The following is a 19,559-nucleotide window of genomic DNA, read 5'->3' on the forward strand; positions in this document are numbered from 1 at the left end:
GCTGTCGATTGTAGTCGATTTTACATCCATATGGGCGATAAACGGTAAGAGAATTGCGGCTGTTGAATTAGCCCAGAGAAAACATAGGGGGAACAAGCGTGCGAAAGATAAACCGGCCGATCGCTTACATCCTAATTTTTATGCTGATGACAACCTCCCTGCCCGAATGGTTCGGGGGCAGAGCCTATGCCGCAGGAGGGGTCATGATCGTGACGGCAGTCGGTACGGGCGTTCCCGGCAGTTCGGGAGACGGCGGCGACGCGACGGATGCGCAAGTGAACTTTGCAAAAAATGTCGCTTTGGACGGCAGCGGCAATTTGTATATATCTGAATTTTTCGGATCCAGGGTTCGAAAGGTCGATCGATCGACCGGAAAAATCTCGACTGTTGCAGGAGACGGGAATTTCGGGTCCGGGGGAGACGGGGGCCCGGCCGAGTCTGCGAGCTTGTTTGCGCCGGAGGCAATCGCGTTTGACAGCGGCGGCAATCTTTATATCGCGGACTCGGGCAACCATCGGATTCGCAAAGTAGATACGGACGGGAATATCTCCACGGTAGCCGGCAACGGAAATGACGGAAACTCGGGCGACGGCGACGCGGCGACGGATGCGGAGCTATCCGCTCCGGTCGGGCTTGCAATCGATGCCAATGACAATTTATATATCGCGGATTCGTCGAATAACCGGGTCCGAAAAGTAGATCGTCTGTCGGGAAAAATCTCCACGGTGGCGGGCACGGGCTCTTATGGCGTTCACGGCTATGCGGGAGACGGGGGACCGGCGACGGATGCCGAATTGTCCGGTCCGCTCGGATTGGCCATTGACAGCCACGGCAACCTGTATATCGCAGACTCGAACAATCACGTCATTCGGAAGGTCGATCTGTCGGGCGACATCAGCACAGTGGCCGGCATAGCCGGAAGTTCCGGATTTTCGCCGGACGGAAGCCTGGCGGAGACGTCCGCCTTGGGCGTCCCGGTCGGGTTGGCATTCGACGGCGACGGGAATCTGTATATTGCGTTATTTAACGACAGCATGATTCGAAAAATCGATACGTCGGGGCGACTCGTCACGGTTGCGGGAAACGGCCAAAAGACGTATTCGGGGGACGGAGGATTGCCGACATCGGCCGCTTTGAATTCCGCTACGGGGGTAGCGGTCGACAGCAGCGGTACGGTGTATATCGCGGATTCGGGCAATAACCGGATTCGGAAGATTGTTCCGTCCAACAATGCGAATCTGAGCGGGCTGTCTCTGTCCGGCGGAGGCGCGGACTTGAGTCCGGCGTTTTCCGCCGGCACGACGAACTATACGGCTTCCGTGGCGAACGCTGTCAGCAGCGTCACGCTGACGCCGACGACGAGCGACAGCTCCGCGGCGGTGACCGTCGGCGGAACGCCGGTAACGAGCGGTTCGGCTTCCGGCGCGATCGGCTTGCATGTGGGCAGCAACCCGATTCCGGTCGCGGTCACGGCGAACGACGGCTCGACGAAGACTTATACCGTGACGGTGACGCGGGCGCCTGGCAAGATTATCACGGTAGCGGGCACCGGAACGGGCGGCTTTTCGGGGGATGGCGGCTTGGCAACGTTGGCCAAGCTGTCGGAGCCGAGCGCATTGGCGCTGGATCATCAAGGGAATCTGTATTTCGTGGACGACTTCAAAAGAGTCCGGAAAGTGGATAAAACGACGCGGAGGATCAGCACGGTAGCAGGCACGGGGACGTCCGGCTATTCGGGAGACGGGGATCTGGCGACAGCGGCCCAGCTGAAATTGCCGGATGCCATCGTTTTCGACAGCCATGACAATATGTATATCGGAGACAACTACGGCGTCGTTCGAAAGGTGGACACGTCGGGCTATATCAGCACAGTGGCGGGCAATATGTCCGGCATGGATCAGGGAGACGGCTTCCCGGCGACGTCGGCCCGGCTTCGAAGCGTGTTGGCGCTGGCTGTAGACAGCCACGATAATCTGTATATCGCGGATCAAGCCGACAACAAAATCCGGAAAGTGGATGCGTCGACGGGGATCATCAGCACGGCGGCGGGGGACGGCACGCAAGGCTATTCGGGAGACGGCGACCTGGCGACGGACGCTCAGATCGCTCGTCCGGAAGGGATTGCGGTCGACAGCGACGATAATTTGTATATATCGGATTCGCTTAACAACCGTATTCGCAAAGTGAATGCATCAGGCTACATCAGCACTGTGGCCGGCGGCGGCATCGAGGGAGACGGGGCGCTCGCGACTTTGGCCTACCTGAGCTATCCGACGCAATTGTCCGTCGACGCCGACGGCAATCTTTACATAACGGACGCCGATGAAAGCCGGATTCGACAAGTCGATACGTCGGGGTTCATCACCACCGTGGCGGGTACGGGGGCGGCCGGCTATTCGGGAGACGGCGGAGACGCCACGTCGGCCAAGCTGAACCAGCCGTATGGAACGGCTGTCGACGGCAACGGCTATCTGTACATCGCGGATGGGGGCAATCATCGGATTCGGAGAGTGGGTCCCCCCTCCCATGAGGCGAATCTGAGCGATTTGGCGTTGTCGGGCGGCAGCCTGAGTCCGGCGTTTACGTCAGGCACGACGAGCTACACGGCAAGCGTGGCGAACGACGTGGACAGCATCACGGTGACGCCGACGGCGAGCGACAGCGCAGCGACGGTGAAGGTTGACGGCACGTCTGTCGCGAGCGGTTCGGCGTCGGGAGTCATCAACCTGAGCGTGGGAAGCAACGCTCCGATCGAGGTCGAAGTGACGGCACAGGACGGGACAACGATTCAAACGTACACCGTGACGGTGACGCGAGCGCCGAGCCTGAGCACGAATGCGAGCTTGAGCGGCTTGAGCTTGTCTAGCGGCAGCCTGAGTCCTGCTTTTGCGTCGGGCACGGCGAGCTACACGGCAAGCGTGGCGAACGGCGTGGACAGCATCACGATAACGCCGACGGCGAGCGACAGCAATGCGACAGTGAAGGTGAACGGCACGCCGGTGACGAACGGCACGGCATCGGGCGGAATCAACCTGAACGTAGGGAGCAATGCCCCGATCGAGATCGAGGTGACGGCACAGGACGGGACGACGACCCAAACGTATACGATAACGGTGACGCGGGCGCCAAGTCTGAGCACGAACGCGAGCTTGAGCGGCTTGAGCTTGTCGAGAGGCAGTCTGAGTCCGGCGTTTGCGGAGGGGACGACAAGCTACACGGCAAGCGTGGCGAACGACGTGGACAGCATCACGGTGACGCCGACGGTGAGCGACAGCACAGCGACGGTGAAGGTTGACGGCACCTCTGTGACGAGCGGCTCGGCATCCGGCGCAATCCCGCTGAGCGTGGGCGGCAACCCGATTGCGATTAAGGTCACGGCAGAGGACGGAACGACGACGAACACGTACAACGTGATCGTAACCAGGGCAAACGGCATTGTCACGCCGCCCGCCACCGTTGATACACCGCCTGCAACCGACGACACCCCGCCAGCATCCCGAGGACCTATTTTGAATGAGAAAATCTCGAATGTGGCGAAGGTCAAAGAAACGCTGCTAGCTGCGCTTAATCGGGCCGCGCCTCAACCATTCGCGGATGTTCGGGCGGACAGCTGGAGCGCCCAGGCGATTCAAGTCGCGCAGCAGCTCGGCATCGTTCGGGGAAGATCGGACGGCGGCTTCCACGGGAGCGACTCGATTACGCGCGCCGAGTTTGTCGCGATGGTGGCGAATGCTTTGCATCTCGACGCGGCAAGCGGTGCAGGCTCGATCTATTCCGATACGAAGGATCACTGGGCCGAACCGGCCATCGCAGCGCTGACGGCTGCCGGCGTTGTCGAGGGCGTGGGCGCAGGCGTATTTAAGCCGAACCAGCAGATTTCCCGTGCCGAAATATCGGCCATCCTGGCAAGGCTGATGGTTCTCGATCAGACGACCGAAGATATCGATTTCCCGGATACGACCTACAGCTGGGCGCGCGCGTATATCGGGCAAATGGCCGGCGCCGATATTGTCAAAGGCTTGGAGGACGGCAAGTTTTATCCGAATGCCGTCGCGACTCGCGAACAGGCGGTAACGATGATTCTTCGGATGCTGACCGTGAGCCGCAACATCGATGTGCAGCTCATAGACGTATAAAGAACAACTTAAAAACGGCTTTTTTGACAACGGTGCGCGTCTATAACCTTTTATAGATGCGCTTTTGTTACTTTTGTATAAAATCGGCCTAGTCATTTTTAGGAGGATTCCATGAAACGGTTGCAGCTTTATATGAGAGCAAGATTGGCTTCGAAGCTGGTGTCGATGATTTTATCCATTGCCATCGTATTTACGATGCTGCCTGTCACGGCATCCGCGGAGGATATCGTTGCAGCGGCAGACATCTCGATCGGGACGCCGGCGCCGTTTAACGGCGCGGCGATCGCCGATGGCGCGATTGCGTTCGGCGGCGGATCGGTGACGTCCGTACAATGGTCCGCGAACGGCGGCGCCTATGCCGCAGCTGGCGGCTTTTTTGCGCAAAGCTCGATCTATCAGACCCGGTACGTACTCACTGCGGATTCAAGTCATGTATTCGATCCCGCAGCCGGTGCCTATCAACACGGCGGGGCGCGGGACTTGACTGGCAGCATCGCCAACCTGGGTCCGGGAACATTCACCGCAACCGTAAGCCAAGCATTTACGCTGAACGATACGTTAACCATCACGGTCACATGGCCCAATGCGACGATCGAACCGTCCGACATCTCCATCGGCACCGTCGCACCGGCAACGGGCGCGGCCATCGAGGACGGTACGAATTCGTTCGCTCATGCTACCGCCGTCGTCACCTGGTCCGCCAACGGCACCAGCTTCAATCCGGCTAGCGGCACGTTTGCGCCGAGCACCGATTATTTCACAAAATATGAGATTACGGCCGACGCAGGGTACGCGTTCGACACCACCAGCCGGATTTACAACGACGGGGCGAAGTCTTTGGCGAGCCACATCGCCAATCTCGGCACGGGCTTCCTGGCGGGAGCGAACGTCTCGACGAAGGTGCGCGCGGGCGACACCTTGACCGTCGTCGTGATGTGGAACACGACGGTGACGGCATCGGGGCAGACCATCATCGGGGCCGGCGACATTCAGATCGGCACCGCCGCTCCGGCACCTTCGGCGCTCGTGTCGGACGGCACGAATGTATTCAATCATGCAACGGTTGATTATATAGAATGGAATCAGGAAAGTCCCTTTAAGTATCTGAACGCTGGCGAACCATTCGTTTCCGGGATGGTTTATAAGACATCGTACGTCCTCGTCCCGGCGAACGGCTACACATTCGACACGCCTTATGTCTACAACAAGGGCCAAGCCAGAGACTTGTCGAGCCGGATTCCGAACCTTGGCACGGGCACGTTCAACGTAATCGGAACCGCCGATTACATGTATATTGATGTGATCTGGCCGCAAACCGGATTGATCGTACCTTCCGATCTCTCGATCGGCACGGTTGCGCCCGTACCGACGGCGAGCATGGCGAACGGCACGAATACGTTCAGCCACGCCTTGTCCTCCACGGTCAACTGGTCCGCCGACAACGGCGCGACCTATGACCCGGCAAGCGGGACATTTGCTTATGAGACCACTTACAAGACGCAATACGTAATCGCGGCGGCTTCCGGCTATTTTTTCGACGATACCGCAGGCGTATATGGAGCAAGCGGCGCGAAAGCATTGACCGGCCGTATTGCGAATCTCGGTTCCGGCACCTACACCGCGGTCGTATCCGGCGCGTCGAAAGACACGTTAACAATTACGGTTACTTGGCCGAAAACGGCCTCCGCGCCGCAGACGACCATCGCTGCGTCGGGGCTGTCGATCGGTACGGCTGCGCCCGAGACAGGCGAGAATATCGCGGACGGCACGAATACGTTCGCGCATGCAAGCGCAAGCGTGACATGGTCCGTCAATAACGGCGCGAGCTATGCGGCGGCAAGCGGCACGTTCGCGCCAGGAACGGCTTACAAGTCAAAGTACGTGCTTACTGCGGACGCGGGCTATATTTTCGACGCGACGGCGGGTGCTTACAATGGGATTGCCGTCGCGAATATAGGCGCCGGGACGTTCACGGGCGTCGTATCGACGACGAACACGGCGAATGACACGCTGACGATCACGGTAACCTGGCCGGCGACGGCCTTCGCGGCGATTGCCGCGTCCGATCTGTCCATCGGGACGATCGCGCCGACGACGGGCGAGCATATCGCGGACGGCACCAGTGTATTCCCGCATGCCACCGCCACCGTGACGTGGTCGGGCAACGGCGGCGTGAGTTATTCGGCGGCCGGCGGCGTTTTCGCCCCGAATACGGTCTATCGAACCAAGTATGTGCTGACTGCGGCGAACGGTTATAAATTCAGCTCGGCGACGAATGCCTATAATGCGATTGCCGTCGCGAACATCGGCACGGGAGCATTCAGCGCCAATGTGTCTACGGTTGGCGAGACGAACGATACATTGACGATTGTGGCGACCTGGCCGGCAACGGGGGCGGCCACGATCGCCGCCGCGGACCTCTTGATCGGCACGGTTGCGCCGGTTACGGGCGCTGCGCAGGCGAACGGCACGAATACGTTCGCGTACGGCTCGGCGGTCGTTACCTGGTCGAGAGACGGCGGCGCTAATTACGCGGCCGCAAGCGGCACGTTCGCGCCGATCACGGGCTACAAGACGAAATACGTGCTGACCGCTTCGGCAGGTTACATGTTTGATTCAACCGCGGGCGCCTACAACAAGAATGGTGCGCGAGATCTCTCGAGCCGGATTGCCAATCTCGGCACCGGCACGTTCGCCGCGACCGTGTCGACGACAGACGCCGCTAACGATACGTTGACGCTGGTCGTCTCGTGGCCGGCGACGAACGCCATCGCAATTGCACCTGCGGATATTGCGATCGGCACGACCGCGCCGGTGACGGGCGCCCCGCAAGCGAACGGCAGCAGCACTTTCCGGCATGCGACGGCGAGCGTAGCCTGGTCCGCGGATAACGGCGGAACCTATCAGCCGGCGAGCGGGTCGTTCGCGATCGGAACGAGCTACAAGACCAAGTATGTGCTTACCGCTGCATCGGGGTATCGATTCGAGGGGGCGGCAGGCGCTTACGATTCAATCGTCGTTGCCAATCTGGGCACGGGCACCTTTACCGCCCAGGCGACGACGACAAGCGTGTCGAACGATACGCTGACGATCGTCGTCTCCTGGCCAGCGACGGCGGTCGCCGATACGGTCAAGGTAGTCTCGGCCAATAGCAGCGACTTTCAAACGTATTCGGGCAGCATGCTGATTCCTGCAGAAGGATTGACCGTGGCCGCGGAAGACGATTACAGCATTACGCTAGTGAACCGTTCCATCGATACGACGGAAGCATCCGCGCCGCTGACCGCCGCCATGGTGTACAATGTCGTTGCCGTCGACGCGCAGGGCAACAATGTGCTGAAAAGCGTTCAAGCGGTCTCGGCCGGCGTTGCCGAGCATCATCCATGGAGCTTGAAATTGACCATCGCCAAAAACGCTTCTTCGGCGGCCAGAACGATTAAGGTGACCGTCGTGAGCGCGACCGCGCAGAGAGTCGATATCCGCAATCTGATCGGATTCACGAGTCCGACGATCGAGCACGTGGATCCGTCGGGCTTGCGAAAAACATTCCCTTATGAATACGGCAACTACTATTACTTCATTCAAGGCGATGAGTTGTCGATGAAGACCTCGTCCAGCGGACTTATTCCGGCAGGCGTCCAGCTCGTAGGCAAGAATACGTCCAAAACGACGCCCGTGACGAATACCTTGTTCGATACGGTCAATTATCAATTCCGCTATACCTTTACGATGCCGAGCGAACCTGTCTTCTTGTCGGTGACCTCGACGGACGGCAAGGCCGCGCATGACATTCTGGTGAAGGCAACGATACCTGGCGCCGTCTCGCCGTCTTTGTCCGGCGGCTCTACTTTCGTACAGGCGATCGGAGGGAAGCCTGCGACGGATCATTCGGGCGACATCGTCACCGTCGATCCGGGCAGCTATAATACACGAATTTACAAGGTTAAGGGCATTGAAGTCAGATCCGAGCTGTTGAATGTGACATTGCCGGTTACGGCGAACGGCAACGGCACCTATTCGTTCGCGATGCCGTTTACCGACGCGATCGTCACCGTGCTCGTCGACCGGGTCGTGTCCAACCCGCTTATCGTGGAGATTACGAACAACAGCAGCGCGCAGGTGAGTCTGAATCTCGAGGATTATTATCCGGGCGATACGATTAACTTGCAGATTGCGAACACGGATCCGACGAGATATGTGACCAACATCCAGGTCAAGCGTTCGCTCGGGGCAAGCCTTCAGCTGGTCAAGCAGGGGAAGCCGGCCGACCCCTACGCCTCGAAGATGGAATTCAGCATCACGCCTTATCCCGCAAATGCGCAGCTGTCGGCAAGCGGGTCCTTGCATGTGGTCGTCCAGTTTGCCGAGATCACGATCCCTGTCACGACGAATAGCGACGCGCTGTTCTCGAACTATCCGGCGCAGGTGAACATGAACCAGGCGATTACGTTCTCCTTCGCGCCGCCGAACGATCCGAGCAAGATCTATACGCCGGAGATCAAGCTCCGCGATGCGCTGAATCCGGACGTCACGACCGTATATACGTGCACTTACGTAAGATCAGATCCGCAGGACCAGACGAAGAGCGTGTATACGTGCCCGGCCGTCACGAAGAGCCGCATCGCTTCGGTCGAATTGTTATACGATTCGATCGATGTGGAAGGCACGACGCCCGGAGCGGCCAAGCTGCGGAACATCGCGTCCATCGCGCCTAACTCCAAGCTGGCGGGCATCTTCAAGACCATCGTGGTGTACGGCGCGAATATGGACGGCAAAGGGCAGTTGTACATCGGCACGTCGCCGAATCCGACCGTAGCTGCTTCCGTCACCAATGTGACAGCCAATTCGTTGGTCATAAACGTGCCGGCCAATATGCTGTCCGGCAGCATGGACGTCACTTATTACGTAGCCAGCAACGGCGTGCAGCGGTCCGTCACGATCGCGTCGGCGCAAACGTTAAGTCACACCAATTTCGGCAATATGGCGATTGTATCCGACACGCAATTCAATCATTCCGTCCTTGTGGCGGAAAGCGAGAAGGAACTCAGTCAGCAGCTCGGCAACCGCAAAGCGCTCATCACCATGAAAGGCGCTTTTACGGCGAATGCGAACGTGCCGGGCGAATATAATTTCAGCGGTACGACGATCGTTAATGGCGGGATGACGACCTATCTGCCGACCGCGCAGAGCAAGCTTCGCGTTCGCGACGATGCCGACGGCAATGTCGCGATCACGATGGATGACGTCAACCTGACAGCAGGCTCCTTCAGCATCCTGACGACGTCGGACGGCTCGATCGCGCTTGAAAAAGGCATCGAATACGTGGATGAATACGCGAAGGACCCGGAAGGCGATTGGCTGGACGACGGCAAGCAGAACATTGAGCTGGCCATCGGCAATCAGAACAGGCTTACCGTGCTGGGCAGCGGGATGCAGGCCGGAATTACGGGGGCAACGATGCTCCGCAACGCCGTCATGTTCGAAGGCAAGGTATACTTCGGAATGGCGCTGCCCGGCAGCAGCAACGTGGGCTTCGGTCTTACGATCGATCGCCTCCAATACGGGATGAACGGCCAGGGAAGCCTGGATTTCCAGGGAGTCAAGGCGGACGGTTACTTTACCCCCGGCAACGACATGTCCAAGAAGCTGCTCGGGGGCTTCGGCATCGGCGCAACGGCCGAAGGCTCGATCGATACGTTCGAGCAAGAATACGGGGTCGCTTTCGACATCGATGCGAAGCTGGCGAACTTCGCGGCGAGCATGAGCTTGAAGAAAAACGGCGCGAACGGACAATTTATCCCCGACACGATCAAGATCGTCGTCGGTTTAACCAACGGCATTCCGGTTACGCCGATGGTACCGATCGCGAAGCTGACGCGCATCGGCGGCGGCGTCTCGGGTCTGGCGGACACGATGACCGGCAATTATAAAGGCGTGGCGCCGATCATGATCACGATCAATGGCGATCTCGAAGTAGGCAGCCTCGTCGCCGGCGAGGGACTGCTTGAGTTCAACGACGTAGAGCTTGCGATCGGACCTTCCGGAATTACGCTGTCCGGCAACCCGACACTGCTCAAGATGGAGCTTTTCGACAAGTTCCAGGCGGGAATCTACATCACGAACACCTCGGTATCGTATCAAATGAATATCGCCGCCAATATTTTGAAAAATTTCTCGGTCATTTTGGCGGGCGGCAATGCCAACCTCACCTATTACAGCAACAACGGCTTCAACTTAAACGGTCAATTGTACGGTCGCCTCCAGATTCCGAAGATCGATGTCGGCGTATTCGACATCGGTCCGTATACGTTGGCCAACCAGACGGTCGGCTTGAGCAACTCCAACGCTTACGCGGCCTTCAGCATTCTCGGCTTCGGGCTCAAGGTGAACTATTCGTTCGGAAGCGGCTCGGTCAGCGTCGGGCGGAGAAGCATCGCCGCGGCATCGACCGGACAGACCGTCTACGATGAGAACGGCAACGCGGTGGGGCAGTTGAATGCCTTCTCCAATGTGAGCGTGGTCGCATCAAGCGGCTCGGCCGGACTCATGAGAGGACTTGCGCTTACGCCGACGATCGCGACGGATGACGCGGGTACCGTTCATACGGTGACGTTCCCTGACGGCTTGACGGACGATTATGCCGTGCTCGTCAACGCCGATCCCGAGGATATCCGCATCCTGGATCCGGAAGGCAATCCGTACGGATTGACCTATCCCGGCACGTTAAGCGACGACACGCCGTTTTATGACGATCCGAATGCGAATGCCGCGGTCGTGTCCGATCGCACGGTCATGATTCGACTGGGCGCGCAGACGGGCGCTTGGACGATCTCGTCGAGCCAATCTTTCGACAGCTCGATTATCGCGATCGCGCCGATTCCGAAGCTCGTCGGCGCGCCATACGACGCAGGGACGCAAACGGCAAGCTGGGAGCTGACAGGACTTGATACCGAGACCGAAGACTACCGCGTCGAAGTCCGTTTGTCCTCCGACAACGGCGACGACCCGGCGGACACGAGCGCAGGCGTGCTCGTCCATACGGTCGATATCGATGCCGCGCAGGTGACGGACCGGGCCGTTAGCGGCAGCTATGCCTTTACGCCGGAAGACTTGCGCTACTTGCAGAGCGGGTCGTATTTTCCCAGAATCACGCTGGTCGGAACGCCGAAGGCCGACACGTCCAGAACGATTCCTTATGCGAGCATGAACGCGAAGCAAGCGATGAGCGTCGTCAACCCGCTTGCGCCCGGTTCGCTCGGCGCTGTATCGGTATCCGCAGGCGGCGGCGGTACGATCCACGCGGCTTGGAGCGCCGTTACGGGCGCGGACGGCTATCTCGTTCGTTTGCTCGATGCCGAGGGCAACTCGGTCATGTCGTCGATCGCCTATACGGATGAGGTCGATCGCGACGGAGAACCGACGGGCAATCAGATCGCGCATGCGGGCAGGCCGCTCGAGTATCAGATCTCGGCGGACGATGCGGTCAACGGAGAGTTTAAACTTGATTTTGGCGGGATGGAATCCGGCAGCAGCTACAAGCTGGCGGTGACGCCGTTTGCTGACGCGGATGAAGCGGGCTCGTCCTACATCTACGGCGCTACGACGACGACGGACGTTGTCCAAGTGCCGCTGGTCAAGATGCCGGTCCTGCATGTGGCGTCGAGCCTCGGGGCGATCGCGAGCGATTCGGTGCTGGGCAATGTCCTTGCGGTGAACGGCGGCTTCGAACTGAATGTTGCGACTACTTATGTCAGCGCCGAAGACGGACAGTCCCAGGATCTGGGCGCTAGGTTTACAGTTTGGCAGAGCGACGGAACGCTGGACGAAGCGACGAATATGCCGAGCTTTAAGCGCATCTACGCGAGTGACGATTATGAAAATCATATCGCGGTACCGGTCGCTGTAGACGGAGACGCGGGCTCGAGCTTGATTCGCATCGTAGCCGAGAACGATCAGGGCGACGTATCCGAGTATGGTCTGGCCGTGCACTACAGCAGCCTCCCGCCGGCCTTGTTCGTCAATACGGAGCCGGACGGGTCGATTGCGGCCGACTCGGAGGGCAAATACGAGATTCAAGGCAGCACCGTGCCGTATGCGACCGTGATGGACAGTCAGGGCAATCGCGTAACGGCAAACGAAGCAGGCCGCTTTAGCTTGGCCGGTACGTTAGGCGCCGGCACGCAAGCTTATAGCACGATAACGGCAATCGACGCCGTGGGCAACGTCGCGCAGGATGACGTCACGATTGTGAAGGCGAACCCGGGCACGGACCCAGGGACAGATCCAGGAACGGACCCAGGCACGGACCCGGGGACAGATCCGGGAACGAACCCAGGTACAGATCCAGGCACGGACCCGGGTACGAATCCGGGAACGGATCCAGGCACGGACCCGGGTACGAATCCGGGGACGGATCCAGGCACGGACCCGGGTACGAATCCAGGCACGGACCCGGGTACGAATCCAGGCACGGACCCGGGTACGAATCCAGGCACGGACCCAGGCACGCAGCCTGGTACCGACCCGGGTACGAATCCAGGAACGAATCCGAACACGCCGCAGACGGGCGGCGGCCAGACGGAGCCGGGGCAATCCGGAGGACAAACCGGCGGCGGGACGGATAGCGGAACGCCTGCAGGCTCCTCGTTTAGGGATGTGCATGCTCAGACGCCTTGGGCCGAGGCGGCTATTGAGCGAGCGTACAAGCTGGGCATCGTATCCGGCAGATCGCCCGAAGCGTTCGCTCCGAAAAGCGAAACGCGAAGAGATGAAGCGATCGTAATGCTCGCAAGAGCCAGGCAATTGTCCCTGGGCGTTCAGGCCGATCTGGATGCGGCAGCCGCCTACTTCGACGATTGGAACGGACTGGCGGAATGGAGCAAGCCCTATATTGCTGCCGCTTTTGCGAACGGACTGGTGACCGGGACCGTTCGCGACGGCAAGCACTATGTCAATGGGGCCTCGCCTATTACGAGAGCGGAAGTTGCTGTACTGCTGCAGAATGCATATCGGCTGGCTGCGAATGCGAGCAATCGCAAGTCTTTCGGAGACGCGATTCCTTCATGGGCAATAGACAGCGTAAGCGCGCTCGCGTCCCGAGGCGTAATCAACGGCTATCCCGATTCAACGTTCATGGCCGGATCCCATGCGACGCGAGCTGAGATCGTGGTCATGCTGATGGGGCTGATTGACGCTTAAGGGTTCGTAACAGGCGGATGCTCGTGGCGGTATAAGGATGCGCGACATCGTTAATGTGGCGAATCGGGCTCGCTTGCGAGGGAATAAGGATGTGCCACATCGTTAATGTGGCGAATGGGCTCGTTTGCGAGGGAATAAGGATGCGTGACATGGTTATTTACGCGGCGAGATGCAAAGAGGAACGTCAGGAGCTCGCTCCAGACGTTCCTCTTTTTTAAATCCGCTTAACGACTTCGGCTCTTGCCGTCCGGCAAGCATTCAAGTGGCCTTCGAGCCGGCCGATCAGATCGTCGAGCCCGTCCCGCAGCGCCTCCGGGTCGACGGAGGTGGCCGCCTCCAGCTCGGCCGCCAGCGCGTCCGGCGCCGGCAGCGCCGCGAGCAGATCGCGCAGCGTGGCCATCGTCCGCGCGCCGGCAGCCGCTGCTGCCATTGCCGCCACAGCCGCAGGCGCAGCCGCATCGGCCTCGCCAAGCGCCGCCGCACCCGGCTGCGTCACTACAGCAGCGGGCGCCGTCGCTGCTGCTGCCTGTGCGGCTGTGCCCGCCAACCCCGCGGCAGCCTGCTGCTGGGAACCGTCCGCGCCTTTATTTCGCGCGGCCTCCGCCTTTTTCCGCTGCGCCTCTTCGCGCTCCGCTTCCTCGCGCTCGGCTTCGGCTTCCGCCTTGCGCCGCTCAGCGTCCGCGGTCGCACGCGCTCGTTCCTTGCGGCTCGCCTCGTACGCGGACCAGGTGTCCAAGAGACCCGGTCCGTCCTTGTACAACAATTGGCTCTTCGTGCGCTCCGAGATCGACGCGTCCTTGAACAGCTTGGCGATCCGCTTGACGTCGATGACGGGCATCTCATCCTTCGCCATCGTTAGCGCGAGAGGGTCGCGGTACTCCATCGGCAGATCCTTGAGCGGGAGCAGCTGGTCCTCGGTAAGCGTGCCCTTGCGGATATCGGTGCCGCTGACGACGAGCTTCTTGACCGCGGGCCCGAACTTCAGCAGCTCGCACTTGTTCTTGATATAAGACTCCGGCTTGCCGAGCTTGGCGGCCAGAAACTTCACCGAGCTCGCGAACTTCGGGTCGTTCAGCAGCTTGTCGAACGCTTCGCCTTCCTCGATCGGGGTGAAGCCCTCGCGCGTCAGGTTCTCGGCGACCTGCTCGAGGTATATCTCCGTCTCGTCCGTAGATTCTGACACGATGGCGGGAATCGTATCGCGGCCAAGCTTGGAGCAGGCGAGGTACCGGCGGTTGCCGTAAATGATCTTGTAACGGCCGCCCTCGGCCTTGCGCACCTTGATCGGGGACAGCAGGCCGATCTCCCCGATGCTGTTCACCAGCTCCTGCAGCGATTCCTCGCCGAACCGGTAGCGGGGCTGGTCCTTGTCTTCGTCGATCAGATTCATGGGCAATTCGGTAATTTGCATGCGGCATAATCTCCTGTACGAGTAATGGACGCCGCACGGGCGCCATCTGCTTATGTATCTATTATAGTACAGGTTGTATCGGATAGGAACGCACGCTCCCCAATGTCTTGACGATCAATTCCTTCCTGCGATAAAAAGAAGCTGCGAACGCCGAAGCGTCGCAGCCTCTATCCCTAATATTACCTTTACGGTGCAGCGATGTGCTCGATGCCCTGCGCGTCGACCGTGAACGTGTGGTTGGTCGCCGCTTCTTCAATGTCGGCGTATGCCCAGTGGGTAGCCGGCACGTCTGTAAAGGTGATTGCAGTCGCTCCGTTCAGCGGACCGCGGTCGAACAGACGGTTCAATACCTTGACGGCCTCGGCCCGCGTCAGCTTCTGATCGGGCTTAAAGGTTTGACCCGCGTAGCCCGTCATGATGCCTCGCGACGAGACATAGGAGATGGCATCCGCAGCCCAGTGGCCGACGGCTACGTCGTTATAGCCTGCGGTGCTGCCCGGGATTCCGGTCACCTGCGAAGGCGTAGGTCCCTTTTGCAGCCAGCGTGCGGCGATCGCAGCCATCTGTGCCCGCGTCACGGCGCCTTCCGGATCGAACATATCCTCCGTGATGCCGCCCATGATGCCTGCGGCTTTGGCTTTCAGAATTTCGTTAATCGCCCAGTGTCCGGAACGCACGTCCGAGCCTGCCGTGGTACCCGTCGTAACCGTGGTACCCGTCGTAACCGTGGTGTCCGGCAGGTTGCGTGCGAGCATCGCAGCCATCTGGGCGCGGGTCACGAACGCCTCCGGACGGAACTGGGTTCCGAATCCGTTAATATACGGCGTGTGCGTGGACGAGACCTCGGTACCGTTCAAGCCGGCCAAATAGACCAGTGCGAACGTACTGAATTTTTGAACGGTAAACTGAACGCCCGTCACATTGTTGACGGTGACGATCTTGCCCTGTATCAATTCCTTGGTGCCGTCGCTATGCTCGGCATAGACGCCGAGATGGTTCAGAATGCGATTGCGTTCGGTCGTATCTGCAGGGAGGCCGTCCTTCAGCGGCATGAAGAGCGTCGCTTCCTTGCTCTGCAGATTCGTCTCGATTTCCATCGGACGTCCGTAGACCTTAACCGCTTCGTTTTGCAGGTATTGCTGAACGGCGGTCTGCTGCTTGGCTCTTGTCTCGATCTCCACGCGCCCGTCCTCGGTCTTCACCGGTACAAGACGGAAGTACAGATCCTGGCCGAAACCGGAGAGCGAAGCGACAGGTACGGTGATGACGCCGTCGCCGGTCGACAGTTCAAGGTTCATCTTCCCGTCGTTGAGCTGCGTCAAGGCGGCCTGCGGAATGTTCACCCGGACTTCCGACACCTTGTCTCCCGAGTCGGGGAGGACGATGCGGACCGTGGTGCCGTTTTGCGCCTTGGCTTTGTCCACGGCTTCCTTGGCGATGTCGGACGCCAGCGTCACGGTGTCAGTCACCTTGCCGGACGCATCCGTCGTACGCGTCACCTGCGTACGCGCCAGGCCGCTGCCATTGCTGCCTTGTACGTCTACATAAATAGTTTCCGAGTTTGTGTTGCTAGGCGGGCTATACGGTACGTTAAACGAAACGCTGGTCGTCGGGCTAGCGTTTCTTACGCCGTTTTCCTTGTAACGTACAAGGACGGTGACATAATTGGAAAAGACCGGCGCTTTTTCAGGATCGTAGCTCGTCCACGTCGTTCCGTTGTCGGTCGAATACTCCATCGTTGCATCGGCGCCGACGAGCTTGTCCGCAGCGTCGTCCGCCGTGACCGAAGGCGCGGCCGGCGTGAAGAACTGGTCGAAGGTCGACTGGATTGCGGCCAGGTCGACATAGCCGCCTTCAGGGCGCTTGTCGAGCATCCAGTCGCTGAGTTCGGCCATTGTTTCGTCCTCAGGGTTCAAATTACCCATTTTCGACAGGTCGAGCTCCCAAGCTTCGATATCGACTTCCGGGTGTGCCTGCTTGAAGCTCTCGTATGCCGCCTGGACTTGCTGGAACAATACCCCGAGCGAAGTGGACATCATTTCCGGCGTTGATACGCTGTTTATGGCAATTTGCGGATAGGTAGCGAAGGAGCCTAACAGGAAGTAAATCAGGCTGCCGGTTCCCATTCCTTCGCCATTGCCGGTTTCTTCACCGTTATCGACCGGCTGTTCGTTCACCGCAGTCGTGAGCAAAATATAGAGCGAGTATTTATAAATATATTTTTCGACCGGCGTCAGCGCGGAATAGGCTTCGCTCATCTGAGCGATCATCTCGGCTCCTTCGTAATCGGAGAAAACCGTGCCGAATTCGGCGAACTTGGCGAATACGTCATCGACCGCTTTGCCGATCGTCGGCAGGCTCTGGTCTTTCAGCAAGACAACCGGAATCGCGGCCAGATCCGAGACATACTGGATTTGGGCCAAGCTGCTGTACGAGAAGCGGTTGCTTGGGCTCGGACTGCCGCTTCCGCTGTCATTTCCGAACAGGCTCATGAAGGTCGCGGCCCAGGAACGCTTGGCTGTGTCGCTCCATCCATTGAAGCCCCCGGGCAGCCGCAGGCCGAGATCTTCGTCGATCAGCGCGGACAGCAAGCCCTCGACGTCATCGTTCTCGATGGCTTGGTTCACGGCGCGAAGCGTCAAAAAGTCGTCGATGACGGACTGAATGTCCGCTACGCTCGCATAGCCTGCTTCAGGACGCTGATCGAGCAGTTGTTGGGCAAGCGCCAACCAATTTCGTAACGTCGGCTCGTCCCCTTCCAGATCGGTTCCCAGTACAGTTAGGGCTTTGTTAAGATCAATTCCGATGTCCGCAACCGGAATATTCTCGTACTCTTCTTTAAGTCCGGCGATGTTTTCCGCATAATTGAGCAGGCCATATAGAACTTCGAACATTTGCTCGGCGGTCTGGGGCTGGCTAAAGCTGAGTGCCTGGCCTTCAGGATAGAAGACCATCATCGCAATGACGAGAGGGGTATTATTACCCTGAACGGTGCTCATGACATACTGATTTTGAATAAAAGTGTCGAAGATTTGACGGTCCGCGGGAGACAGCGCCGTGATCTGGTCGACCGTTTCTTTGTACATATCAATGTCCGGGGAATTCGGGAAGAGCGTTTTGATGTCGGACGACAAGACGAGCATCTTCTTGATCTTGTCGCTGATGATGTCCAAGCTGACGCCATCGCGCGACGCGTACAATATGCCGACCAAGTTCAATATATATTGAACCTGGTCCAAACTCTCATACCCGTTATTTTGCCCGGGTTGGATGAAATCCGCAAGAAACTGGGAGACGTCGGTTTTGTCTGCCGCGGTCCAAGCGGCAAAGCCGACCGGCAGCGTCAGATGGGCATCCGGGTCTGCAAGCGCTGACATTAATGCTTCGCCATCGTGGTCATTCAGCGCTTCGTTAATTTGATCGAGCGGAGTAGGCGCGGGCCCGGCCGCCGCGCGCCCCGCGGTGCCGAGTCCGCCCAGCAACGGTTGAAGCAGGAGCAGGAAGGCGAGCAGCATCGCGACCATTCGCAAGGTTTTAAGTTTCATCTCTCAGTTCCCTTCTCTAGTTGGATTTTTAATCTCATAAAACGTTAAACGCTAGAAAAAGTTGTTAAACATATTAATTAGCGCAAAAATAGAGGGGAATTTTCTCAAATTGACAAAATCGGACAACGAAAAAAGAGTTCTGCCCGGAAGCAGAACCCATAAAAGTTATTTCTTTCAGCGCTATTCCTCTCATCGCTATTCGTCCCGTTTGCTCTTGCCCTGCATCTCGGCCAGCAGCGCATCGAGCCGGTCCAATCGTGCCTCCCAAGACGCTCGGAAGACGGAGAGCCACTTGTCCATCTCTTGCAGCGGCTCCGGACGAAGCTTGTAAATGCGCTTGTTGGCGGCCGGCTGCGATTCGACCAGCCCCGCGTCGCTTAGCACGCGCAGATGCTTGGAGGCTTGGGGCTGACCCAGCGCCATCCGGTCGGCGATGTCGCCTACCGAGAGGGGGCCATCTCGCAGCAGCTCTACCATGCCGAGCCGATGCGGCTCGGCGAGCGCGCCGAACGTCGCTGTATTCATTGGCGAACCTCCTGCTTGTTGCGCTTCTCCTGCTTGTCCAGGCTTGTACGCGTCCGGATCAGCCGCGCTTCATCGCCGGCAGCACCTCTTGCGCGAGCGTGTCCAGCGTCATCGCGGTTCCTTCGCGCATCCCCATTTTTAGCGTCGCTTGGAGTTCTTCTTCCGTAGGCAGTCTGAAGCTCAGGGTGAGCGTCGTTCGTCCGTTCCCCGCCTCCGTGAATGCTACGGTAACCTCTTGCTTGGGAATCACGTCCGTCGGATTCGCTTGCTCGTCCGCGAAGGTAATGGCATACGATACCCGCTCGGCCGGCCGAATCTCATCATAAATGCCCAGCACCCACTGCGTTTGGCCTTCGGGGGAACGCATGCAGTAGTGCCATTTTCCGCCCGGCCTGAGGTCGATCCGGCAGACCGGAATCGTATAAGGCTTGGGTGCCCACCACTTCGACAACAACGCGGGATTCACGAACGCCTCGTACACCATTTCCTTCGGCGCATCAAATACGCGCTCTATAACGAACGTCCGTCCATCGATATGCGTAATCGGCTGATTTGTCTCAGATTGACTCATGGTTTTTGCCTCCTTCCATTTGTTGCTTTTAATATATCCAAATGGATATATAGCTGTCAAGATATATTCCCAGCACAGTTGTAACCTTTGCCCCGGATCGTATGACTCGGGTCTCGCGAAGTCATGACCGGCATGACAAAAGCGATGACGGCTGTTCACTAGTGGGATCGGCA

Annotated in this window: 6 protein-coding genes; 2 read left to right on the forward strand and 4 right to left on the reverse strand. The window is 58.8% G+C overall.

Features of this window, described 5'->3' with window-relative positions; all coding sequences use genetic code 11:
- Positions 1 to 98: 98 nt before the first annotated feature.
- Both ACFOTD_RS30910 and ACFOTD_RS30915 read left to right on the forward strand, forming a co-directional pair.
- The gene (locus ACFOTD_RS30910; protein ID WP_378123793.1) at positions 99 to 4,136 is read left to right on the forward strand and encodes a cadherin-like beta sandwich domain-containing protein; all 4,038 of its coding nucleotides are present in this window, start codon (positions 99 to 101) and stop codon (positions 4,134 to 4,136) included.
- A gap of 111 nt (positions 4,137 to 4,247) precedes the next feature.
- The gene (locus ACFOTD_RS30915) at positions 4,248 to 13,334 is read left to right on the forward strand and encodes an S-layer homology domain-containing protein (RefSeq protein ID WP_378123794.1); all 9,087 of its coding nucleotides are present in this window, start codon (positions 4,248 to 4,250) and stop codon (positions 13,332 to 13,334) included.
- A 214-nt stretch (positions 13,335 to 13,548) separates the two neighbouring features.
- On the opposite strand, the gene ACFOTD_RS30920 is transcribed toward ACFOTD_RS30915, so the two are convergent.
- From ACFOTD_RS30920 to ACFOTD_RS30935, 4 genes are all read right to left on the reverse strand, one after another.
- Positions 13,549 to 14,745 (reverse strand): ParB/RepB/Spo0J family partition protein, encoded by a 1,197-nt coding sequence (locus ACFOTD_RS30920; RefSeq protein WP_378123795.1) that lies wholly within the window; start codon positions 14,743 to 14,745, stop codon positions 13,549 to 13,551.
- A gap of 185 nt (positions 14,746 to 14,930) precedes the next feature.
- Positions 14,931 to 18,290, reverse strand: coding sequence for a DUF4073 domain-containing protein (locus ACFOTD_RS30925; RefSeq protein ID WP_378123796.1), 3,360 nt, complete (start codon positions 18,288 to 18,290; stop codon positions 14,931 to 14,933).
- Positions 18,291 to 18,485: 195 nt separating this feature from the next.
- Positions 18,486 to 18,815, reverse strand: a complete 330-nt coding sequence (locus tag ACFOTD_RS30930) for an ArsR/SmtB family transcription factor (RefSeq protein ID WP_378123797.1) — start codon at positions 18,813 to 18,815, stop codon at positions 18,486 to 18,488.
- 58 nt (positions 18,816 to 18,873) lie between these two features.
- The gene (locus ACFOTD_RS30935; protein WP_378123798.1) at positions 18,874 to 19,386 is read right to left on the reverse strand and encodes an SRPBCC family protein; all 513 of its coding nucleotides are present in this window, start codon (positions 19,384 to 19,386) and stop codon (positions 18,874 to 18,876) included.
- Between the last annotated feature and the right edge of the window lie 173 nt (positions 19,387 to 19,559).

The organism is Cohnella sp. GCM10012308 (genome assembly GCF_042649185.1).
GTDB lineage: Bacteria > Bacillota > Bacilli > Paenibacillales > Paenibacillaceae > Cohnella.